This is a genomic window from Micromonospora sp. NPDC051543, from assembly GCF_044454415.1.
GTDB lineage: Bacteria > Actinomycetota > Actinomycetes > Mycobacteriales > Micromonosporaceae > Micromonospora.
On record NZ_JBITDT010000004.1, the window covers coordinates 238,866 to 260,494 of the forward strand.

The 21,629-nt window shown below is 72.6% G+C and carries 16 protein-coding genes; 8 read left to right on the top strand and 8 right to left on the bottom strand.

The window, feature by feature from the left end; genetic code table 11:
* The first annotated feature begins 9 nt into the window (after positions 1 to 9).
* The gene (gene nagA / locus ACIA3K_RS09035) at positions 10 to 1,119 is read left to right on the top strand and encodes an N-acetylglucosamine-6-phosphate deacetylase (RefSeq protein WP_396800049.1); all 1,110 of its coding nucleotides are present in this window, start codon (positions 10 to 12) and stop codon (positions 1,117 to 1,119) included.
* A 365-nt stretch (positions 1,120 to 1,484) separates the two neighbouring features.
* On the opposite strand, the gene ACIA3K_RS09040 is transcribed toward nagA, so the two are convergent.
* Positions 1,485 to 2,696, bottom strand: a complete 1,212-nt coding sequence (locus ACIA3K_RS09040; RefSeq protein ID WP_396800050.1) for a DUF4032 domain-containing protein — start codon at positions 2,694 to 2,696, stop codon at positions 1,485 to 1,487.
* Between the two features lie 102 nt (positions 2,697 to 2,798).
* On the opposite strand from ACIA3K_RS09040, the gene ACIA3K_RS09045 reads away from it, so the two are divergent.
* Positions 2,799 to 3,545: a phosphatase PAP2 family protein gene (locus tag ACIA3K_RS09045; protein WP_396800051.1), complete on the top strand. Its 747-nt coding sequence runs from the start codon at positions 2,799 to 2,801 to the stop codon at positions 3,543 to 3,545.
* A gap of 11 nt (positions 3,546 to 3,556) precedes the next feature.
* Positions 3,557 to 4,822 carry an APC family permease gene (locus ACIA3K_RS09050; protein ID WP_396800053.1) on the top strand — a complete coding sequence of 422 codons (1,266 nt, stop codon included), beginning with the start codon at positions 3,557 to 3,559 and terminating at the stop codon, positions 4,820 to 4,822.
* Here ACIA3K_RS09050 and ACIA3K_RS09055 read toward each other — a convergent pair.
* Genes ACIA3K_RS09055 through ACIA3K_RS09070 form a run of 4 tightly spaced genes read right to left on the bottom strand, consistent with a single transcriptional unit; the run spans position 4,801 to position 11,387 of the window.
* Positions 4,801 to 5,586, bottom strand: a complete 786-nt coding sequence (locus ACIA3K_RS09055) for an ABC transporter permease (protein ID WP_396800054.1) — start codon at positions 5,584 to 5,586, stop codon at positions 4,801 to 4,803. The genes ACIA3K_RS09050 and ACIA3K_RS09055 overlap by 22 nt on opposite strands.
* The gene (locus ACIA3K_RS09060; protein WP_396800056.1) at positions 5,583 to 6,572 is read right to left on the bottom strand and encodes an ATP-binding cassette domain-containing protein; all 990 of its coding nucleotides are present in this window, start codon (positions 6,570 to 6,572) and stop codon (positions 5,583 to 5,585) included. Before ACIA3K_RS09060 ends, ACIA3K_RS09055 begins: the two co-directional genes overlap by 4 nt.
* A gap of 30 nt (positions 6,573 to 6,602) precedes the next feature.
* Positions 6,603 to 9,452, bottom strand: coding sequence for a BTAD domain-containing putative transcriptional regulator (locus ACIA3K_RS09065; RefSeq protein WP_396800057.1), 2,850 nt, complete (start codon positions 9,450 to 9,452; stop codon positions 6,603 to 6,605).
* Positions 9,453 to 9,482: 30 nt separating this feature from the next.
* Positions 9,483 to 11,387: a potassium channel family protein gene (locus tag ACIA3K_RS09070; RefSeq protein ID WP_396800058.1), complete on the bottom strand. Its 1,905-nt coding sequence runs from the start codon at positions 11,385 to 11,387 to the stop codon at positions 9,483 to 9,485.
* A gap of 94 nt (positions 11,388 to 11,481) precedes the next feature.
* Here ACIA3K_RS09070 and ACIA3K_RS09075 point away from each other — a divergent pair, with 94 nt between their 5' ends.
* The 4 genes from ACIA3K_RS09075 (at position 11,482) to ACIA3K_RS09090 (ending at position 15,458) form a co-directional block, all read left to right on the top strand.
* Positions 11,482 to 11,964 carry an MSMEG_6728 family protein gene (locus tag ACIA3K_RS09075; RefSeq protein WP_396800059.1) on the top strand — a complete coding sequence of 161 codons (483 nt, stop codon included), beginning with the start codon at positions 11,482 to 11,484 and terminating at the stop codon, positions 11,962 to 11,964.
* Between the two features lie 29 nt (positions 11,965 to 11,993).
* Positions 11,994 to 13,547 carry an FAD-dependent oxidoreductase gene (locus ACIA3K_RS09080; RefSeq protein WP_396800060.1) on the top strand — a complete coding sequence of 518 codons (1,554 nt, stop codon included), beginning with the start codon at positions 11,994 to 11,996 and terminating at the stop codon, positions 13,545 to 13,547.
* A 66-nt stretch (positions 13,548 to 13,613) separates the two neighbouring features.
* Positions 13,614 to 14,852: a hypothetical protein gene (locus tag ACIA3K_RS09085; RefSeq protein WP_396800062.1), complete on the top strand. Its 1,239-nt coding sequence runs from the start codon at positions 13,614 to 13,616 to the stop codon at positions 14,850 to 14,852.
* 162 nt (positions 14,853 to 15,014) lie between these two features.
* Positions 15,015 to 15,458 carry an HNH endonuclease gene (locus ACIA3K_RS09090; RefSeq protein ID WP_396800063.1) on the top strand — a complete coding sequence of 148 codons (444 nt, stop codon included), beginning with the start codon at positions 15,015 to 15,017 and terminating at the stop codon, positions 15,456 to 15,458.
* A gap of 70 nt (positions 15,459 to 15,528) precedes the next feature.
* Here ACIA3K_RS09090 and ACIA3K_RS09095 read toward each other — a convergent pair whose 3' ends face one another.
* The 3 genes from ACIA3K_RS09095 to ACIA3K_RS09105 form a co-directional block, all read right to left on the bottom strand.
* The gene (locus tag ACIA3K_RS09095; protein WP_396800065.1) at positions 15,529 to 17,235 is read right to left on the bottom strand and encodes a serine/threonine-protein kinase; all 1,707 of its coding nucleotides are present in this window, start codon (positions 17,233 to 17,235) and stop codon (positions 15,529 to 15,531) included.
* Between the two features lie 365 nt (positions 17,236 to 17,600).
* Complete coding sequence (locus ACIA3K_RS09100) at positions 17,601 to 18,368, bottom strand: enoyl-CoA hydratase/isomerase family protein (RefSeq protein WP_396800067.1); 768 nt, start codon at positions 18,366 to 18,368, stop codon at positions 17,601 to 17,603.
* Positions 18,369 to 18,490: 122 nt separating this feature from the next.
* On the bottom strand, positions 18,491 to 20,878 hold the full coding sequence (locus ACIA3K_RS09105) for a M4 family metallopeptidase (RefSeq protein WP_396800069.1): 2,388 nt from the start codon (positions 20,876 to 20,878) through the stop codon (positions 18,491 to 18,493).
* A 168-nt stretch (positions 20,879 to 21,046) separates the two neighbouring features.
* On the opposite strand from ACIA3K_RS09105, the gene ACIA3K_RS09110 reads away from it, so the two are divergent.
* Positions 21,047 to 21,622, top strand: a complete 576-nt coding sequence (locus ACIA3K_RS09110; RefSeq protein ID WP_396800071.1) for a hypothetical protein — start codon at positions 21,047 to 21,049, stop codon at positions 21,620 to 21,622.
* Positions 21,623 to 21,629: the final 7 nt, after the last annotated feature.

Consider the following 21,629-nt stretch of genomic DNA (forward strand, 5'->3'; position numbering starts at 1 on the left):
GGAGGAACGATGACCGAACGGGTGAACGGCCGAGTGGTGACCCCGACCGGTGTCATCCGGCAGGGCTGCGTCGAGTGGGACGGTGAACGGATCACCGCGGTGGCCGAATATCCGTCGGTCCGCGACGGGCACTGGATCCTGCCGGGCTTCGTCGACATGCACACGCACGGCGGCGGCGGGCACACCTTCACCACGGGGGACGCCGCCGAGGCCCGCGCGGCGGCCGCCTTCCACCTGGGACACGGCACCACCACGCTGCTGGCCAGCCTGGTCAGCGCGCCCTTCACGGTGATGCGCTCGGCCACCGAGGCGTTCGCGCCGCTGGTCGACGAGGGCGTGCTGGCGGGGGTCCACTTCGAGGGCCCCTACCTCTCCACCGCCCGCTGCGGCGCGCAGAACCCCGAGTACCTCCGGGACCCTTCCACGGATGAGCTTTCCGAGCTGATCGAGCTGGGCCACGGCGCGGTCCGCATGGTCACCCTCGCCCCGGAGCGCGACGGCGCGCTGGAGGCGATCAAGCTGCTCACCGCGCAGCGCGTGGTGGCCGCCGTGGGTCACACCGACGCCACCTACGAGCAGACCCGGGCCGCGATCGCCGCCGGGGCTAGCGTGGGTACGCACCTGTTCAACGGCATGCGTCCGGTGCACCACCGCGAACCGGGCCCGGTGGTGGCCCTGCTCGACGCGTCCACCGTGGTCTGCGAACTGGTCGCCGACGGCGTACACCTGCACGACGGCATGTTGGCCTTCACCACCACGACCGCCGGCCCCGACCGGGCCGCGCTGATCACCGACGCGATGGCCGCCGCCGGGATGGCCGACGGCGAGTACGAGCTGGGCGGGCAGGCGGTGACCGTCGCCGACGGGGTGGCCCGGCTCGCCCGCGACGGCGCGATCGCCGGCAGCACGCTGACCATGGACGCGGCGCTGCGGCACGCCGTGCACGCCGGAATCCCGATGGCCGACGCCGCCCGGATGGCGGCGACCACCCCGGCCCGCGCGATCGGCCTGGGCGACCGCGTCGGCGCCCTCCAGGTGGGTCTCCGCTCCGACCTGGTCGTGCTCGACGACGACCTCAACGTGGTACGGGTGCTGCGCGGCGGTTCCTGGGTGGAGTGACGCGGGTCCCGCCTTCCGGCGAGGCCTGCGCATGCCTGTTGGAGAGCCTGTCGAGCTGCCCCAGATACGGGGCGGGCGGGGGCACCGAAACCGAACCCGGCAGCGGCAGCAGCAGCCAACTCAACCCAGCACGTCCCACCCCACATCCGGGGCAGCTCGACAGCACCGGCAGCAACTCGACCCGACACGTCCCACCCCACATCCGGGGCAGCTCGACAGCACCGGCAGCAACTCGACCCGACACGTCGCGCCCCACATCCGGGGCAGCTCGACAGGGCGTGAGGAAGGGGCCTGGTACCTCTCGCGGCGCAGCCCGACCGTGACGTCAGCCCGTCGGCCGTGACGCCAGCCCTGTTGGACGGGCCTCAGCTCAGGCTGGGGACGTCGACGCCGAGGATGGCCTGTTCGTCGGGGCGGTGCACCAGCACGTCGGACAGGTACGACTGGACCGCGTGTCGCATTCCCACGTCCCGGCCGGCCTGCTCGGAGAGCAGCCACTTGTGCTCGATGATCTGCGCGAACAGCTCCTGCGGCTCCAACTTGCGCCGTAGGTGCGCGGGCACGGCCCGGACCACCGGCTCGAAGACCTCGGTGAGCCAGCGGTGCGCCGCCTGCTGCTCGTCGGTCAGATCGCTCTCCGCGCGGTAGGCGTCCAGGTCGTTGAGCAGCTTGCGGGCCTGGTTCTCCTCGGCGTCCAGACCGGTGAGCCGCAGCAGCCGTCGCGTGTGGTAGCCGGCGTCGACGACCTTCGGCCGGACCAGGTAACGCCCGTCCGCGGCGCTCGACATGGCCACCTCGGCCACGTCGAATCCCAGGTCGTTGAGGCGACGGATCCGTCCCTCGATGTCGTGCCGCGCCTGTCGCTCGATCGCCTGCTCGTAGGTGATCTCGTGCCACAGCCGCTCGTAGCGCTGCACGACCTCCTCGCAGACCACCTCCGGGTCGATGGACTCGTGCAGCAGGCCGGCGGCCTGCAGGTCCAACGCCTCCCCGAAGATGTTCACCCGGGCGATCTCCAGGTCCTCGCCGCGCTGCCCGTTGGAGAGCGAGTTGTGCAGCGCACCCGTCTCCGCGTCGACCAGGTAGGCGGCGAAGGCCCCCGCGTCCCGACGGAACAGCGTGTTCGACAGCGAGCAGTCACCCCAGAAGAAGCCGGTCAGGTGCATCCGCACGATCAGCGCCGCGAGCGCATCGAGCAGCCGGCTCATCGTCTCCGGCCGCAGGGTGTGCGAGAAGAGCGCCCGGTACGGCAGCGAGAACTGGAGGTGCCGGGTGATCAGCACCGATTCGAGGGGCTCCCCGTCGTCGGCCTGCCGGTCGGCGACGACCGCCACCGCCTCCACCGACGGGAAGTCGATCCGCTCCAAGGCCCGCAGCAGGTCGTACTCCCGCTCGGCGATCCGCTCGCGGGTCTCCTTGAAGGCGTACACGTAGTCGCCCAACCGGACGAACCGGACAATGTGCCGGGAGATGCCCTGCGGCAGAGCCACCAGGTGCTGGGCAGGCCACTCTTCCAGCGGTGTCGACCAGGGCAGGTCGAGCAGCGCCGGGTCGACGAGGGCAGACGTGATCCGCACGGGGACAAGCATGACGGGTAACCCCCCGCCTCCGCCGCACATCGTGGTTGGGCCCACAGCGCCGCACATCCCGGTCTCGCGCCGGGCCGGTAGCGTGGTCGCGTGCTCAAACCCACGGGTGTACGACGTGACCTGCGGCTTCGGCCCGTCCGCCCGGCCGGCTGGTGGTTCGACGCCCTCCTGCTGGCCGGTTTCGGGGCGGTGACCCTGGCGCTGGCGAACGGGGCGCTGCTCGGGCTGGACCTCGCGGTCCGCGAATGGGCCTACGCCCATCACCCGGCGCCGATCTACTGGACGGCGCGGGTGTTTAACTTCCTCGGTCAGGGCGGCTGGCTGCTGATGCCGATCGCCGGGGCACTCGGGCTGGCGGTCGCGTGGCGCTCCCGCACGGTTCGGCCACTGCTGCTGCTGGCGGCGGCGTTCGTGCTGCTGTACCTGACGGTCGGCCCGCTCAAGATCGTGACCGATCGGGCGGCGCCCAGCTCGGATCTGCCGCCGGCTCACTCGGTCCGGATCTTCAACGACCTGCCGCCCACCGAGTACGACCTCTCCTATCCGTCGGGGCACGTCGCCAACGCGATCGTCTGGTACGGGGTGATCGCCGTGCTGCTGACCGCGCTGACGGCCGGGCGACTGCACCCGAGTGTGTACCGCCTGATCCGTTTCGCACCGCCGGCGATCCTGCTGGTCACCACGACATACCTGAACTTCCACTGGCTCACCGACGGCGTCGCGGCGCTGCTGCTCGGCCTCTTCCTGGACCGGCTGCTGTACCGGGTGCCGTGGGACGATCTGCCGCTCCCCGGCCGGTTACGTGAGTGGGACCGCCCGTTCACGTCGTACCCCTAGGATTTCGGCTCGTGGATCGACTGGCGCGGCGGCTGGGCGTACCCGATGCGGTTGTCATCGGGTTGGGCTCGATGCTCGGCGCGGGCGTCTTCGTGGTCTTCGCCCCGGCCGCGGCGGCGGCCGGAGGCGCCGGCCTGCTGCCCGCGCTGGTGCTCGCCGGTTTCGTCGCCGTCTGCAACGCGACCAGCTCCGCGCGGCTGGCGGCCCGTTACCCGGAGTCCGGCGGCACCTACGTGTACGGCCGTGAGCGCCTCGGCCCGCTGGCGGGATTCGTGGCGGGCTGGGGGTTCGTGGTCGGCAAGACGGCGAGCTGCGCGGCGATGGCGCTGACCATCGGTGCGTACCTGTGGCCGGGGCAGACCCGGCTGGTCGCCGTCGGCGCGGTCCTCGCGGTGACCGCCGTGAACCTGCGCGGCATCGGTAAGACGGCCACCGCCACGAAGGCGCTCGTCGCGCTGGTGCTCGCCGTGCTGACCCTCGTCGCGGCCGTCGGTCTGGTGGGCGGGCCGGTGCACCTGGACCGGCTGACCGATACCGGCGGCTCCGCGCGAGGTGTGCTCACCGCCGCCGGGCTGCTGTTCTTCGCCTTCGCCGGGTACGCGCGGATCGCCACGCTCGGCGAGGAGGTGCGCGACCCGGAGCGGACCATTCCCCGGGCGGTGCCGCTGGCGCTGGGGGCGGTGCTGGCGATCTACCTGGTCCTGGCCGTGATCACGCTCGGCGTGCTGGGCGCCGACCGGCTGGCCGGGTCCGCGGCGCCCCTGGTCGACGTGGTGACCGCCGCCGGGCTGCCCGGCTTGGCCTGGGTGGTCCGCGCCGGGGCGACCATCGCCGTCGTCGGGGTGCTGTTGTCCCTGGTCGCCGGGGTGGGCCGGACCACGCTCGCGATGGCCCGCCGCCACGACCTGCCCGGCGCGCTGGCTGCCGTGCACCCCGTGCGCCGGGTACCGCACCGCGCCGAGGTGGCGGTGGCCGCCGTGGTGATCGTGGTGGTGCTGCTCGGTGACGTACGCCAGGCGATCGGCTTCTCCAGCTGCACGGTGCTGGTCTACTACGCGATCACCAACGCGGCGGCGCTCACGTTGGGCCGGGACCCGGACCGGCGGTCGCCGGTCCGGGTGCTCGCCGCCCTGGGGCTGGTCGGCTGCCTGGTGCTCGCGGTCAACCTGCCCCTCGGCAGTGTCGTCGCCGGGTTCGGCGTGCTCGCCGCCGGCATCGCCTGGTACGCGCTAGGGGCGGGCCACCGACGGCCCGGTCAGCGGCTCAACCGCCGGTAACGACGCACCGCCAGCGGGGCGAAGGTGGCGATCAGGAGCACCGGCCACAGCACCGCCAACAGCAGGGCGTGCTCCGCCGGCCAGGAGTCGCCACCCAGTCCCGGATTGCCGAACAGCTCCCGCGTCGCCGCGACGGTGGCCGACAACGGGTTCCACTCCGAGATCGCCCCGATGACCGGCGGCATCAGCTCGGGCGACACGAAGACGTTGGAGATGGCGCTGAGCGGGAACGCGGCCGGGAAGACGATCACGCCGACCGTGTCCGGGTTACGGACCAGCAGCGCCAGATAGATCCCGGCCCAGGTGATCGCGGTGCGGAGCAGCAGCAGGAGCCCGACTGCGAGCAGGGCCTTGCCGACACCCTGTCGCCACTGCCACCCGACGAGCAGGCCGCAGACCAGCAGGGTGGACATCTCCAGCAGCGCGCGGAGCAGGTCGGCCGCGCTGCGACCGGTCATCAGGGCGGACCGGGCCATCGGCATCGACCGGAACCGGTCGACGACACCCCGACTGAGGTCCATCGCCACGCCGGTCGCGGTGGCGCCCAGGCCGTACAGCATCGTCATCACGAAGACACCGGGCAGCAGGAACTCGCGGTAGTTGCCACCGCCGGCCACCTGCATACCGCTGCCGAACACGTAGCCGAAGACCAGCACGAACATGATCGGCAGCGAGAAGTAGAGGATCAGCTCCTCGGGCGCGCGGACCACGTGGATCATGTTCCGCCTGGTCATCGTCCAACCGTCCACCACCGCTGCCGTCATGCCAGATCCGCCTCTCGTCCCACCCCGACGGGCTCGCGAGCCTCGTCGGTCCGGTGCCCGGTCAGGTACAGGAACGCCTCGTCCAGCGTCGCGCGCCGCAGCCCGATGTCCTCGACCGCGACTCCGGCGTCATCCAACGCGCGCACGACGTCGACCAGGCCGGCGACCCGGTCGGCCACCGGGACGCTGAGCCGACGGACCTCCGGGTCGACCTCGGGTTCAGCGCCGCAAACCGACGCGATGACCCGGGCCGCCCGGCTCAGGGCGGCAGCGTCGCGGACCACCACCTCGACCCGGTCACCGCCGGTCATCGCCTTCAGCTCGTCCGGCGAGCCCTCGGCCACCACCCGCCCGGCGTCGATCACCGAGACGCGGTTGGCGAGCTGATCGGCCTCCTCCAGGTACTGCGTGGTGAGCAGCACCGTGGTCCCGTCCGCAACCAGAGTGCGAACCAGGTCCCACACCTGGTTGCGGCTGCGCGGGTCCAGACCGGTCGTGGGTTCGTCGAGGAAGAGCACCCGCGGGGTACGGATCAGACTGGCGGCGAGGTCCAGCCGCCGCCGCATCCCGCCCGAGTACTCACCGGCGGAGCGACCCGCCGCGTCCCGCAACCCGAACCGTTCCAGCAGCTCGTCGGCGCGTTGACGGGCCGCCCGGCGGCCGAGGCGGAACAGCCGGCCGAACAGCTCCAGGTTCTGCCGGCCGCTGAGGGTCTCGTCGACCGCCGCGTACTGCCCGGTCAGCCCGATCCGGGCGCGCACCTCGTCCGGTTGGCGCAGCACGTCGTACCCGGCCACGCTGGCCCGGCCAGCGTCGAAACGCAGCAGCGTGGCGAGGATCCGTACCGCCGTCGTCTTGCCCGCGCCGTTGGGGCCGAGCAGCCCGTAGACGGTGCCGGTCGGAACGGCCAGGTCGAACGAGTCCAGCGCCCGGGTCGGGCCATACCGCTTGCCCAGCCCTTCGGCGACCACTTCGAATGTCGTCATGCCCCGACGGTGCGGCGGCCCGCTGACGGATCACGCACGGTCCACTGACGGCGGCGCACCAGGCCCGGCCTTCTCCGCCTCGATGATCTGTTCCAGCACGAAGATGATCTCCGCCCGGGTGGCTTCGCCGACGTACCAGCCGGTCAGGCCGCCGGTCAACGCCGCTTCGCAGAGTCTTCGCGCCTCGGCCAGCTCACCGTTCAGTCGTGCCACCTGGGCGAGGCCGAGCCGGGCGGCGGAGACGAACTCCGGTGCGCCGCTGCGCTGCGCGAGGAGCAGGGCGGCGGCGAAGTCGTCGCGCGCCGCGACGAGGTCACCGGCGCGCAGCCGGATCTCGCCCCGGGTACGCAGCATGTCGGCCTGGTCGACGACTGATTCGAGTTCCTCGGCCAGCCTCATGGCCTGGTCCATGTGGGTGCCCGCCGCCTCCGGATCGTCGCGCCGGGCCGCGAGTTCGCCGAGCGCGCCCAGAGTGATCATGGAGCCCCAGCGGTCCCCGGCCCGCCGGAAACCGTCGAGCGCGATCTCCAGTTCCGTCCCGGCCTGGTCCCACCGACCACTCCACATCTGCGCCGAGCCGCTCCCCATCGCGCCCAACGCGTTGATCCACAGGTCCGCGCCGACCAGCCGCCGCAGCTCCCGCATCAGCTCTTTGACGTGCTCGGATCCGCCGGACGGCGGCCCGGCCGAGATCCCCGACAGATACAGCAGGAAGGGTTGGCGTGGCGGCCGGTCGAGACTGCGGATGACCGAACGCTGCGTACCCAGCGAGTCCAGCTGCCCGGATCCGCTGAGCGAGGCGTTGTAGACGCAGAGCGCGTACTCCTCGCGCAGCCCGGCAGGTGCTTCGGTGCCGAGTAGTCCGAGGACGTCCGCGGCCAGCCGGGCTCCTTCCCCGCGCATGCCGCGCAGCCACCAGTAGAACGACAGCGCCGCGACCATGCCGGCCGCGTCGGCCGCGTCACCGGCCACGGTGGCACGGCGCAGCGCGGCGTGCAGGTTGTCCCGTTCGGCGTCGAGCCGTCGCAACCAGTGCAGCTGCTCCGGACGCCGGAGGTGGTCGCTGGCGGTCCAGGCGAACTCCAGGAAGTACGCGGTGTGCGCACGCCGCAGGTCGTCGGCCTCACCCGCTTCGGCGAGACGCTCGGCGCAGAAGGCACGGACCGTCTCCAACATCCGGTACCGACCACCGGTCATCTCCACGAAGGACTTGTCGACGAGGCTCGTCAGCGCCTCCACGAAGTCCACGTTCGGCAGGTCGCAGACCCGCTCGGCGGCTTCCAGCGTCGTACCGCCGGCGAAGACGGTCAGTCGTCGGGCCATTCTGCGTTCGGCGTCGCCGAGCAGGTCCCAACTCCACTCCACCACGGCCCGGAGGGTGCGGTGTCGCGGCGACGCGGCCCGGCTGCCCATCGACAGCAGCCGGAATCGATCGTCGAGGCGGGCGGCCACCTCGGTGACGGGCAACGCGCGCAGCCGTGCGGCGGCCAGCTCGATCGCCAACGGCAGACCGTCGAGGGTGCGGCAGATCCGCAGCACCGTGCCGAGGTTGGCCGGCGTGACGGCGAAGTCGGGTGCGACGTCCTCGGCCCGCTGGGCGAAGAGACGCACGGCGGCGTAGTCGTGAACGTCCGCCTCCTGCGTGCCGACCGGCGGCAGGGTGAGCCCGGACAGCGGGCACAACGCCTCGCCGGCCAACCCGAGCGGCTCGCGGCTCGTGGCCAGGACACGCAGCCCCGGGCACGCGCCCAGCAACCGGGCGGCCAGCCGGGCGGCGTCGGCGACGACGTGTTCGCAGTTGTCGAGGACCACCAGCAGCCGGCGCTCGGCGAGCGCCTCGACCAGCCGGTCGGCGGGTTGCCGACCCGGCTCGGCCGGGGCGCGCAGGCCCGCGTCGCGCAGGCCGAGCGCGCTCAACACCGCCTGCGGTACGTCCGAACCGTCGGTCAACCCGGCCAGCTCGACGAAGCGGACCTCCCCGTCCAGGCGGCCGGCTGCCTCGATCGCCAACCGGGTCTTACCCGCTCCCCCGGGACCGATGAGGGTGACCAACCTGCGCTCGCCGAGCAGAGCGCCGACGCGGGTGAGTTCCTCGTCCCGCCCGACGAACGTGGTGAGCTGGCTCGGCAGCGCCCGTCGGGTCCACCCGCTCTCCTCACCCCGCAGCACCGCGAGGTGGATCGCGGCCAGCTCCGCCGACGGGTCGGCGCCGAGTTGCTCGGCCAACGTGCTCCGGGCGTCCTCGAACTCGGTCAGCGCCTCCGCCGGCCGGTCCAACGCGGACAGGGCACGCATGAGCAGCCCCCGTGACCGCTCCCGCAGCGGATGCGCGACGACGAACTCCCGCAGCTCCGCGACCAGCGCGGCCGACGCGCCCAACGCCAGGTCCGCGTCGACCCGGTCCTCGATCGCGGCCAGCCGTAGCTCGTTCAGCCGGGCCGCCTGCCCGAGTGCGCCCGGCACATCGGCCAGGGCCGGGCCACGCCACAGCTTCAGCGCCGTGCGCAACACGGCCGCCGCTCGGGCCCAGTCACCGCCGGCGAGCGCGCGCCGCCCGGCCTCGGCCAGTCGCTCGAACCGGTACGCGTCAACCTCCTCGCGATCCACGGCGAGGCGGTAGCCGGCCGGGTGGAACTCGACCGGGTTCTGCTCGGCGGGCAGCACCTGACGTAGCCGCGACACCTGGGACTGGAGCGCGTTGGCGGCGCCTCGGGGCGGGTGTTCGCCGTACAGGCCGTCGATCAGCCGGTCGGCGGAGACGACGTGTCCCGCGTCGAGCAGGAGGATCGTCAGCAGCGCGCGCAGGCGAGGGCCGCCCACGGGAATCTCGCGCCCGTCGGCTGCCAGCACCTGGGTCGGCCCCAGGACGCGGAAACGCATGCCATGGATTGTCGCGCAGAGGCTGGACGATCAGCCTGGTCGCGTGGCGCGGGAGTCAGGTTCGTCCGGGATGCGAGCGTCGTCAGTCGGCTGGCCGGGCCACCTGTCGACGCCCCCACCCTGGGCCGGCGAAACAGCCCCGACGGTTGGCGGGCGGGACGGTGACACCGGGTGGGCCGCGAGGGGCGGGGCGCACTGGCGCGTCAGCCAGTCCAACCCGCGTCGGCGGGCGACGACCGTCAGCCGGTCGCCCGCGAAGATCACCTGGCGGGGGTCGAGGTCCTTCCACCAGATCGTCTTCGCCGCGCCGGCGGGGGTCCGGGCGATGAGCCGGACCTGCCCGTCCCGGTTGACGGTGTCCAGCGGACGACCGTCCAGCTCGGAGCCGGCGGCGACCGGCACCTCGGCGACCGGCAGCGCGTGCCGGTCGACCGGGATGGTGGTGATGACCGCGCGTTCGGTGAGCGCGCCGATGAAGGCCGGGGCGGCCAGGTAGGAGACCGATCGGGACACCCCGAGCGCGAAGGTCTCCTCCACCCGCTCGGCGAAGTCACCGTCGAAGAGCCGCAGCACCACCCGCAGGTCGTCGCGGAGGTCGCGGGCGGCCAGCGCCGCCTCCAGGTTGGCGACGTCGTCGGTGGACGCCACCACCAGTGCCTGACAGTCCGCCACCGACGCGGCGACCAGGGTCTCGGGCAGCGCGGCGTCGCCGACGACCAGCGGGACTTCCAATTGACGGGCCAGGGCCGCGCCACGTGGTGCCGGGTCCTTGTCGATCGCGACGACCTCGACGTCGTACTCGCGCAGCTGGGCCATCACCCGTGTGCCGACGTTACCGAGGCCGATCACCACGACGTGCCCGGCGCGGGCCGGTTGCAGCAGACCGGTGTGCAGGGCGAGACGGGCGTTGACGATGCCGTCCACGACGACGGCGGTGATCAACGGGATCAGCGCGAGCCCGGCCAGGTTGAGCACCACCTGCATGATCTGCGCGCCGGCCGGTTTGGCAGTGTCCGGGTCGGCGCCGCTGAGGGTGGTGACCAGGGTCAGGTACAGCGCCTCCAACGGAGAGACGCCCTCGGTGCGCGAGATCAGCGCTCCGAGCACCACGATCACGGCGAGCACCAGCATCACCGCAATGCCGATCTTGCGGGTCGCGAAGCCGCGTACCGCCCCCAGCAGCATCGTGACCGGCCGGCGTCGACGCCGGGCCCGGACCAGCCGCCGCGCGGCGACCTCGGTGCCCGGCGGCTGACCGGTCGCCTCGGCGAGCACCAGGTCCGCGCCGGCCTGCTCGGCCGGCAGCAACTCCATCCCCTGCCGCCCGTCGGGGCGGGCCAGCGCGCACACCACGTCCTGCGTCCGGACGTCGGCACGCCGCGCCACCCGCAACGTCTTGTCCCGGTGCTGGAAGGAGCTGGGGTCGACCTCGCCGAGCGCGGCGGCCACGAACGCCGGGGCGGCCATCTCGGCGTCGGAGAGCACCTCGACGGGCGCCCTGATCAGCTTGCGGACGCCGTCGGCGAGGGTGCCGTTGAACATCCGCAGCACCTGGCGGACCTGCTGGTCGACGGCCTGCGCGCAGAGCGCGGCGTGCAGGTTGCCCACGTCGTCCTGGTGCAGCAGGGCCAACCCGGTCGCCCCGGCCAGACCGGCGGCCTCGAAGGTCGCCACGTCCAGGCGTTCCGAACGGATCACGCGGACGCCGCGCAGGCTCGCCACGTCCGGACCGTTGCTGCGGTAGCGCTCCGGCACCACGACGGTGACCCGTGCGCCGCCCACGGGCAGGTCGGACTCGAGCAGCGCGCGGGCCACGTAGTAGGCCAGGGCGTCCCGGCCACAGATCACGTAGTGCGGACGCGGGTCGCCGGCGGAGCGGAGCCGCCAGTTCCACTCGACCGCCCGTCGCGCCCGGTTCCGCCACGGTTCCGCCATGCCCGGATCGTAACCAGCACGATCACCCTGGGCGACCCCACCCGGATCGTCCCGGGCAGGCATGCCGACCCGGGCCGTGGGTAGAGCACCTGCCATGCAGACCTTCCTCCCGTACCCGGACTTTCTGGCCAGCGCCCGCGCGCTGGACCAGAAGCGGCTGGGCAAGCAGCGGGTGGAGGCCATCCAGGTGTTGCGCGGGCTCACCTGGCCGGGATACGGGTGGCGCAACCACCCGGCCGTGAAGATGTGGGCCGGGTACGAGGAGGCGCTGACCCGGTACGGGCTGGACATGTGCGCCGTCTGGACCGAGCCGGGCCGGGCGGACACCTGCGCCACCACGCTGGCCGTCGACCTCGCCGCCGCGTGCGGGGCAGGTGTCGTACGGACCCAGGACGAGCTGGCCCGTGCCGGTGACCTGCCACCGTGGCTCGGCCGGGACGACCTGCACCTGAGCCACCGCTCCTCCCTGCTGCGCAAGGACCCGACGCACTACGCCCCGATCTTCGGCACCGACACGCCCGACGATCTGGAGTACGTCTGGCCCGCGTCCGACCGGGCGCCGCGCTGCCTGCCGTAGGAGACTGGCGGCAGACGAGGGAGGTGCCCGTGGCGCTGTCGCGTGTGGTGGGTCGGCTCATCGGCGTACGCCAGCATGAGGTGGACCCCGGCGGTGGTGGCGCCGCCCGCGTGCCGCGACCGGTCGCGGCGGTCGTGGTCGGCGCGGGCATCGCCGGCATGTCGGCGGCCGTGGTGCTCGCCGAACGCGGGGTGGACGTGACCGTGCTGGAGGCGGCGTCGACCATCGGTGGACGGCTGGGCGCCTGGCCGGAGGCCCTGCCCGACGGGGAGCAGCAGAACGAGCACGGCTTCCACGCGTTCTTCCGGCAGTACTACAACTGGCGGTCGATCCTCCGGCGCGTCGAGCCCGGCCTGGGCTTTCTCAAACCGGTCCCGGGCTATCCGATCCTGAGCGCACAGTGGCCGACCGAGGAGTTCGGCCGGCTGCCCCCCGCGCCTCCGGCGAACCTGCTGGCGCTGCTGTTGCGTAGTCCCAGCCTGCGCCTGGCGGACCTGCGGTCGATGGACCGGGACGCGGCGTTGCCGCTGCTCACCTACGATCCGGTCCGCACCTACGCCGAACTGGACGAGACCACGGCCGACGAGTTGCTGGCGTCGCTGCGGTTGCCGGACCGGGCGCGCGCGATGCTGTTCGAGGTCTTCTCCCACTCGTTCTTCAACCACGAGGCGGAGATGTCGGCGGCCGAGATGGTCGCCCAGTTCCACTTCTACCTGCTGGGCAATCCGGAGGGGCTGGCCTTCGACTGCCCGGACGAGGACTATGCGACGGCGATCTGGCAGCCGCTGACCCGGCACGTGGAGAAGCACGGCGGTCGGGTGCTCACCCGCTCCGGCGCGACGGGGGTGCACCGGGACGGCGACGGCTGGCGGGTGACGACCACCGACGGCGGCGACCACCGGGCCGCGCACGTGGTGCTGGCGGTCGATCCGCCCGCGCTCGCCGCGCTGGTGGGGGCCTCCCCCGACCTGGTCGCCGGCGCACCGGAGTTGGCGGCACGCATGCCCCGCTTCGGCCGGCCCGGCCCGCCGTACGCGGTGGCGCGGTACTGGTGCGACGGTGACGTCGCCGCCGACCGGGCGGTGTTCAGCGGGGTGTCCCGGCAGCCCACACTGGACTCGGTGACGCTGTACCACCGGCTGGAGAACGAGTCGCGGCGCTGGGCGCACCGCACCGGCGGTTCGGTCGTCGAGTTGCACGCGTACGCCTGTGAGCCCGGTGTGCCCGCCGAGGAGTTGGCCGAGCGGATGCGCCGCGAGCTGGTGACGCTCTGGCCGGAGGCGGCCGACCTGCGGGTCCGGGAACTGCGCGCCCGGGTGGAGGCGCAGGCCCCGGCGTTCACCCCGGGCAGTCACGCCTGGCGTCCGGGGGTCCGCACCGAGGCCGCCGGTGTCTACCTGGCGGGCGACGGGATCGCGACGGACTTCCCGAGCGCGCTGATGGAACGCTCGGCGGCCACCGGGATCATCGCGGCGAACCACATCCTGCGGGCTCAGGGCGCCGCGACCGAGCCGGTGCGCTCCGTCCGCCCGCGTGGGCTGCTGGCCGGGCGAGCAGCCCCAAACCGATCAAAAGCGACATAAGCGACGGTACGCTGCCGTACGCTCGGTTGATCATCCGTCGATCGACCGGGCGGGAGGGCAGCGGCGATGTCACCACTGCACCGCGCTGGCGCAGCGGACGGACGGCCGGCCGAGGAGGCCGTCCGCGACGACGCGTACCCCCTCATCCGTGACGAGCGCGCCTGTGTCGTCACCGCCCTCCGGCTGGGCTGGTGGATGGCGGACGCCTACCACCACGGGCAACACGCCGAACCTGGGCCGACCACGCCGATCCACCCACCGGCCAAGCTCTCCAACCTGACCGAGATGTCCTTCCCTCGCCGGATGCGGATGTACCTCGACGGCGTCGACGTCGCGCTGGCCCAGATCTCGGCGCTCACCCGGCACACCGGGTCGCTGCCCGACACGTCCGCCGCCCGCACGCGACTGCCCGACCTGGACCGCCTTCCCGATCTGGAACGCCCTCCCGGTCTGGAACGGCCGGACCTGGTCGGCACCGAGCCGCTGCTGCTCGCCCTCGACGACCTCAACGTGGACGTGCTGCGCTGGGCGATGGCCACCAACCTCCGGGTCGGACTCGCCTACCGGCTGGGCCGGTCCCTGGCCGACACGGTCCGGCCCGGCGACGCCGCCCAACTCCTGCGCCGCTTCGATGGTCGACAGATCCAGATCACCCGGTGGTTGGACGAGTTGGCCAGCGTTCTCCCGCCGTACTCGGCCGCGGTGGTCCGCCGGTCGCTGGCCGCCTGGGCGGTAGCGGTGGAACGGGCCGGCCGGGGTGACCCGACCGAACCGGAGCCCGCCGAGCTGAGCCGCGAACTGCGCAACCAGGGCGACCTGTGGCGCGGCGTGCTCACCGGCGGCCTGCATCCGCGTGACCTGCTCGACGAGGAGGACTACGCGGTGGTCGCCCGGAACCTGATCATCAGGGACCGCCGGCTGGTCGCCCAGGCCGCCCGGGGCATCTTCTGGCCGGTGCTGGTGCCGCTGCTGGTGGTGCTCTTCGCGCTGGTCGGCGTGAGCGCGGCAGCGGCGGCCGGTTCGCCGACCACGCGGGCCGCCGTGGCCCTGCTCGGTCTGGGCGCCGGGCTGGCCGCCATCTGGCGCTCCGTCTCGGGACCCGCGCTGGCGGTCGCCGGCGAGGTCAACCGTCCGCTGCTGGACAGCGAACTCACCGCGCGGATGGCACTGCGGCTGGACAAGCCCCTGACGAACGCCCGCCGCACGGCCGGGAGCACTACCCGTACCCGTCGTCAGCGTGCTCCCGAGGAGCCGGGCAGCCGATCGAAATACGTTGCCCCTCTCTCCCGTGCGGACCTACCGTGATCGCGCAAGGTCAACCACCACAGCGGGAGCAGGTCGTGACGACGGAACACCCCCGGGCGGGCCGGCCCGACTGACGCGTACCCGTACGCGCCGAGCCGCCCGTCCCGAACGCCGGACCGGGCGGCTCTTCGCTTTCCGCCGCCACTGTAGAAAGGAGTCCCGGTGGATGCCGTACTCGTCGTCAACGCCGACCTCGGCCCGTTGCACCGGGTCACCGTCCAGCACGCCGTCCGGATGCTCTGCCGACGGGTGGCCGAGATCCACGAGGCAGAGCCCGATCGGGTGATCGGCGTCTTCCCGCTGCCCCGGGTGGTGCGGCTGGTCCGCTACGTGGTCACCCGGTGGCGGTTCAACTCCGGGCCGGCCTGGTCCCGGGCCGGGGTGCTGCGCCGCGACGACCGCTGTTGCGCGTACTGCGGTGGCCCGGCGTCGACCATCGACCACATCCTGCCGCGTTCCCGGGGTGGCCGGAACACGTGGCGAAACACCACCGCCGCCTGCTACGGCTGCAACCAGCGAAAGGGTGACCGGACCCCGGCGGAGGCGGGTATGCCGCTGCGCCGCGAGCCGGTGAACCCTGGCTGGGCGTCGCTCGCGGGGCGGTGACCGACCGGCCGGCGGGAACGGGGGGCCGCGTCCGGGGGTACGCCCCCGGCGCGGCACCCGCCGGCCCCGGTCACGCGGCGCGCTCGGTGACCTTCGGCTTCGGCCGCCCGGCGGCGCAGTGGACCCGGATCTCGCTGCTGTGCTCGGGTGCGGTCAGCTCGACCGTGACCTGCTTCGCCGGCCCCGCGTCGTACGGCGGCACCTGGTAACCCGGCGCGGGGGTGACCGTGAGCAGTTCGGCCAATCCCCCGACACAGCGGACGGTGGCCGTTCCGCCCTGGGCGCGCACCGGGACACCCGGGGACTCGGCAGTCGGCGACGCGCCCGTGGGCGCGACCGTCGCCGCGACCGTCGGCGGCGGCTGACCCGGGGTCGAGGGGCGACCCGGCCCGGCCCCGCCCCCGGGACCAGGGCGGGGAGCGGCCGACGTAGAACCAGCCGACGGTTCGGCGGGCGCACGCACAGTGGACGGTTCCGGTTGCGCCACGGTCTCCGGCAGGCCCACGGTGGTGGTGCCACCCGTCCCGATCCCGGTTCGTGGGGTGGTTCCGTCGTGCCGCCGCGCGCCGTAGTCGCCGAGCGACCCGGCCACCGCCACCGCTGCCATCACCGCGCCGCCGACCACCAGCGCCACCCGTCGCCGACGCCAGGACCGTCGCCGGGGGGCGTCGGAGGCAGCCCGGTTCACGCCGTCGGCCGCCCCCGCGTCCTCACCCGCTGCGGCCTTGCGCGCCTCGTTCGCCCCGGCGTCACCATCCTTGGCCGGGCGGGCAGCGGACGAGCCAGCGGCGACCGCCCTGTCCGAGGCGGCAGCCCTGTCCGGGGCGGTCGACCTGTCCACGCCGGCAGCTTTGTCCGCGCCGGCAGCCCTGTCCGCGCCGGCAGCCCTGTCCGCACCGGCCGGCCCGGAGGCTGTGGCCGACCCCGAGGCGGCCGCCAGGCTGGAGGCGGCGGTTGCACCGGCCAGCCCGGAGACGACGGTGAGCAGGATGCGGGCCACCTCGGCTGCCGGGGGCCGGTCGTCGGGGTTGCGGGCGAGGCACCAGTGGTAGAGCCGGTGGACCTCGGCGGGCACCCGATCGATCTCGGGTAGCGGATCCGGATCGACGTGTACGTGGGCACGGAGCATTCCGGTCTGCGTCTCGGCCGCCCACGGCAACCGACCGGTGAGCGTCCGGTGCAGGAGCAGGCCGAGCGCGTACACGTCGGAGGCCGGCAGGACCTCGCCGGCCGCCAGCCGCTCCGGCGCGAGGTACGCGGGCGTACCGAGCAGCCGGCCGTCGAAGTCGATCTCGGAGTCACCGGCGGCCGCCGCGATACCGAAGTCGAGCACCTTCGCGCCGGTGGGGGTGAGCATCACGTTGCCCGGCTTCACGTCCCGGTGCACCAACCCCTGGTCGTGCGCTGCCGAGATGGCCGACGCCACCTCGGCACAGACCCGCAGCGCGGCGCGTGGTGGCAACGGCCCGGCGACCAGCCGTCTTTCGAGGGTGTCGCCGTTGAGCAGTTCCAGCACCACGAACGGCACCTGAACCCCGTCGAGAGGCGACTCGCCGAAGTCGTAGACGTTGGTGACGTGCGGGTGCGACAGCCGGGCCGCCGCCTTGGCCTCGGCCCGGATCCGCTGACGGGCGTTGGGGTCCGAGGCGACGAGCACCTTCACCGCCACGTCCCGTTCGAGCACCTCGTCGTACGCCCGGTAGACCGCCGACATGCCGCCGCTGCCGAGACGCTCCAGGAGCCGGTAGCGGCCCGCAAGCAACTGATCACGCTGCACGACCGACAGACTGCCGTACGACTCACGGCGGGCACCACCCGGGATCGAGGTATCGCAATGGATGGAACCCCGACCGAGGCGTGACCGACCCGGCGCGCGGGGTCCGCGGATACCTGGACACGTCCTTTGCTCTGCTTCAGCGGAGGCAACACTCACAGTCCGTTGCTGTCGCCTCCGCTGAAGCAGAGCAAAGGGGAAAGAGGGGGTGGGTGCTACCGGGCCGAGTCGGCACCGGGATCCAGCCCCGCAGGCCTACCGATGCGGTCGTCGACGACGTAGATCGACTCGGGTTGCAGGAGATCGGGGTGTCCCGGCGCACGGGACATCCCGCCTTCCTGAAAACCGAGTGGATCAAGCCACGAGCTTCAGCGCTCGGTCGGCGGCCGCCAGGCGAAGCGGGGCGTACGACGTTCGGCCATGGCCGCCACGCCCTCACGGGCCTCGCCGCTGTCCGCGACCTTCCGGTGCCACCAGGCGATCCGGGCCGGCCCGGAGCGGTCGTCGACGATCTCCTTGGCGGCGGTGACGCTCAGCGGTGACCGTTGCGCGATCGTCGCGGTGAGGTCGTCCATCCGCTCGGCGAGGCGGTCGCCCGGCAGCACCTCGTCGACCAGGCCGATCCGCAGGGCCCGCTCGGCGTCGATCAACTCGGCGGTGAAGAGCAGGTGCTTCGCCGCCGACGGCCCGACCAGCCGCGCCAGCCGGCGCGTCGTCGGCGCCGGGTAGACCAGCCCGAGGCGGGCCGGAGGTACGCCGAACCGGGCGTCGTCCGAGGCGATCCGCAGGTCACAGGCGACCGCGAGCTGCGCGCCGCCCCCGACGCAGGCGCCCCGGATCGCCGCGATCGTCGGCTTGGCGAAGCTTGCCAGCCGCTCCTCGGCGGCGACCGCGATGCTGGTGTCGCCGGCGTCCAGCAGCTCGGCCAGATCACCCAGGTCGGCGCCCGCGCAGAAGGCGTCGCCCGCGCCGGTGAGCACCAGAGCCCGCACCTCGGGGTCGGGTTCCAGCCGGTCGAGCAGTTCGGGGAGCTGCCGCCACATGGCCGCCGTCATCGCGTTCCGGCGAGCCGGGTTGTGGATCACGACGGTTGCCACCGGTCCGGCCACCGCGACAGTCAACTCCGCGTCCGACACGCAAACCCCTCTTCCCACGCCATCCGAGCCGACCCAAGATTGCCAGAACGGCCCGGACGCGAACCCGGCGACCACCGTTACGGTGGCCGCCGGGTCCCGGGTGTCGGTCAGGTTAGGTCAGGTCAGGAGACGTTGACCGCCGTGTCGTCGACCACGAAGGACGTCTGGAGCGAGGAGTCCTCGGTGCCGGTGAACTTCAGGGTGACGGTCTGGCCGGCGTACCCGGCCAGGGAGAAGGACTTCTGGCTGTAGCCGGAGGCCTTGTTCAGGTTGGAGTAGGTCGCCAGCGTGGCCAGCACCGTCCCGCCCGAGTTGAGCACCTGCACGTTGAGCTTGTCGTACGCCGTGCTGGTGGTGGTCTCGGCCGAGTCGATGTGCAGCCAGAAGCTCAGCGTGTACGACGAGCAACCCGTCGGGAGGGCCACCGACTGGGCGAGCGTGTCGGTGTGGGTGCTGCCGTACCCGTCCAGCCAGGCCTTGTACGACCCACCGTGGGCCGCCTGGCCGCTGGAGCTGGTGATCACCCCGGAGCTGGCCGTCCAGCTGGTCGAGCCGGACTCGAAGCCCGGATTGGCCAGCTTCTGGCCCGGCGAGGTGCAGCCGCCGCCGGAGCCGTTCACAGTCAGCGTGTAGGTGGCGCTGCGGGTGACCGCCCCCGCCCCGTTCACGGTGACCGAGTAGGTGCCCGGCGAGGTGCTGGACGAGGTGCTGATGGTGAGGGTGGACGAGCCGCCCGAGGTCACCGACGCGGGGCTGAACGAGGCGCTCGCGCCGCTGGGCAGGCCGGACGCGGAGAACGTCACGGTCTGCGCCGAACCGCTCGTGGTGGCGGTCGACACGGTGGTGGAGACCGCGCTGCCCGGGTTCACCGAGCCGGCGGTCGGCGACAGCGACACGGAGAAGTCGTTGCCGGTGGAGCAGGTGGCGTCGTTGCCGGCGACGTTGACCGCCGTCCAGGCGGCCTGCACGGCCTTGTACTCGGTCGAGCAGCTGCCGTACAGGTCGGTGGCCGCCCGCAGGCTGTAGGCGCGGGCGGTGTTCGCCGGGTTGCTGGTGTTGACGTACGACGTGTTGGAGGTGAAGTAGACGTCCAGGGCCCGGTACCAGATCTTCTCCGCCTTGGTACGACCGATGCCGGTCACCGCCGGGGCGGAACCGCAGACCGGCGAGGTGCCGTACGAGGTGGAGCCGGTGCCCTCGGCGAGGTTGAAGTAGAAGTGGTTGCCGACGCCGGAGGAGTAGTGCACGTCCTTGTTCTTCGTGCTGGTGGACCAGCAGGAGTCGGACGAGCCGTCCAACGACGGGTTGTACATGTAGCGCAGCGGCGTGTTGTTGCCGTTGATGTTGATCTTCTCACCGACCTGGTAGTCACCCGGGTCGCTCGGCGCGGCGGCGTAGAACTCCACCATGTTGCCGAAGATGTCGCTGGTGGACTCGTTGAGGCCACCGGACTCACCCGAGTAGACCAGGCCGGCCAGCGCCTCGGTGACGCCGTGACTCATCTCGTGCCCGGCCACGTCGAGCGCGACCAGCGGGCGGGAGTTGCTTGAGCCGTCGCCGTAGGTCATCTGGGCGCCGTCCCAGAAGGCGTTGACGTAGTTGTTGCCGTAGTGGACCCGGCTCGGAACGCCCTGGCCGTTGCCGAAGATCCCGTTACGGCCGTGGACGTTCTTGAAGTAGTCGAACGTCTTGGCGGCGCCGAAGTGCGCGTCCACGCCGGCCGACTGCCGGTTCGAGTTGGCGCCGGTGCCCCACGCGTTGTCGGCGTCGGTGAACGTGGTGCAGGACGACGTGCCGTTGTTCATGTCGCAGGTACGGCCGTTGCCGCGCACCGGGTCGATCATCTGGTACGTGCTGCCGGAGAGCGTCGTGTCGATGCTGACCGTGCCGGTGTAGATGCCCTGGCCGCTGCCGGTGACCGATTCGATCTCGTCGTACGACCCCACGGTCGCGCCGGAGGTCGCGTCGGTGATGACGTGCAGCCGCGACGGCGTCTGCCCGTCCGACTGCCAGCCACTGACCACCGTCTCCCAGGCCAGCCGGCCCTTGCCCGAGCTGGCGTCGACGAACAGTTCCGGTGCGCCCACGGTCTCGGCCTTGCCGGTGAACCCGGCGCGGGCCGTCTTCTTCGCCGCGTCGGCGCTGACCTTGGCCGTGGTGAGGAGGGTCAGCGGTGCGGCGAGTCCGACCGAACTGCCGGCGTAGGTGCCGTTCGGCGCGGTGTGGATGACGAAGTCACCGCCGTACACCCGCAGCCCCTGGTAGGTGCGGGTGTAGCGGGTGTGCGCCGCGCCGGAGGCGTCCACCCGGGTGCTCTGCACCTGGTAGGACTCGGCGCTGGAACCCTGGACGGCGCCGGGGTTCGTTTGCAGGACGGTCGCCGCCCGGGCCGCGGCGGAGGCGTCCGACGCGGGAGCGGGAGGCGGAGCGGCGTGCGCCGCGGTGGCGACGCAGGTCAACAGGCCACTGGTGAGCAGCGCTGCGCTGACGGCCGCAAGGGGTCGTTTCACGTGCCCTCCTGAAAGGAGAAAGGGTGTGACGGGGGTAGTCACGGATGTAGATATAGCTATGTGTTGAAGAAAAGAGAAGCCTTGGACCGCTCCCAGACATTGAGATTGGCCGAACGGATGAGGGCCTTGACAAGGGAACCGAAGCGGGCATCGGCGCGTCCGACGGACATGAGACCCGCCTCCACGACCGGCGTCACGATCGCGATCCTGGCCGCCCTCCTGGCCGGCTGCACCGGCACCGACCGGGCCCCCGACCCCACCGACCTGCCCCCGGTGAGCGGCGCGACCGCGGGCCCGGACCTCACGAACATCCCCGCGCCGAGCGGCCTCGTCCCGAGCGGCCCGGTCCCGAGCGGGTCCGTCCCGAGCAGCCCGGTCCCGGGCGGGCCGAAAGCGGACGACCGGGCTCGGGTCGCGCTGTTCCGCTCCGGTGGTTTCGCCGGGCGCGGCGACAACATCACCGTCGAGCCGGACGGCCGGTGGACCGTGGTGGACCGGGCCGGCGGCCGTCGTACCGGCAAGCTCGGCACCGCCGACCTGGGCCGGCTGCGCGGACTGGCCGCCGACCCACGGCTGAGCGCCGAGGCCCGTCGCACGGCCACCACGTCGAGCTGCGCCGACGCGTTCAGCTACCGCCTCACCGTCGGGACCGTCGAGACCGGGTACGTCGACTGCCCCGCCGATCCCGCGCCGCCGCCCGCCACCCGGGAACTTGTCGAGCTGCTGCTGAAGGTCACCGCCTGACGGGGAG

What these genes read in the sequence shown, in the direction of transcription:
- nagA (WP_396800049.1), top strand. Translation starts at nt 10, where the DNA reads ATGACCGAACGGGTGAACGGCCGAGTGGTGACCCCGACCGGTGTCATC.
- ACIA3K_RS09055 (WP_396800054.1), bottom strand. Translation starts at nt 5,586, where the DNA reads ATGACGGCAGCGGTGGTGGACGGTTGGACGATGACCAGGCGGAACATG.
- ACIA3K_RS09060 (WP_396800056.1), bottom strand. Translation starts at nt 6,572, where the DNA reads ATGACGACATTCGAAGTGGTCGCCGAAGGGCTGGGCAAGCGGTATGGC.
- ACIA3K_RS09065 (WP_396800057.1), bottom strand. Translation starts at nt 9,452, where the DNA reads ATGCGTTTCCGCGTCCTGGGGCCGACCCAGGTGCTGGCAGCCGACGGG.
- ACIA3K_RS09070 (WP_396800058.1), bottom strand. Translation starts at nt 11,387, where the DNA reads ATGGCGGAACCGTGGCGGAACCGGGCGCGACGGGCGGTCGAGTGGAAC.
- ACIA3K_RS09075 (WP_396800059.1), top strand. Translation starts at nt 11,482, where the DNA reads ATGCAGACCTTCCTCCCGTACCCGGACTTTCTGGCCAGCGCCCGCGCG.
- ACIA3K_RS09085 (WP_396800062.1), top strand. Translation starts at nt 13,614, where the DNA reads ATGTCACCACTGCACCGCGCTGGCGCAGCGGACGGACGGCCGGCCGAG.
- ACIA3K_RS09110 (WP_396800071.1), top strand. Translation starts at nt 21,047, where the DNA reads ATGAGACCCGCCTCCACGACCGGCGTCACGATCGCGATCCTGGCCGCC.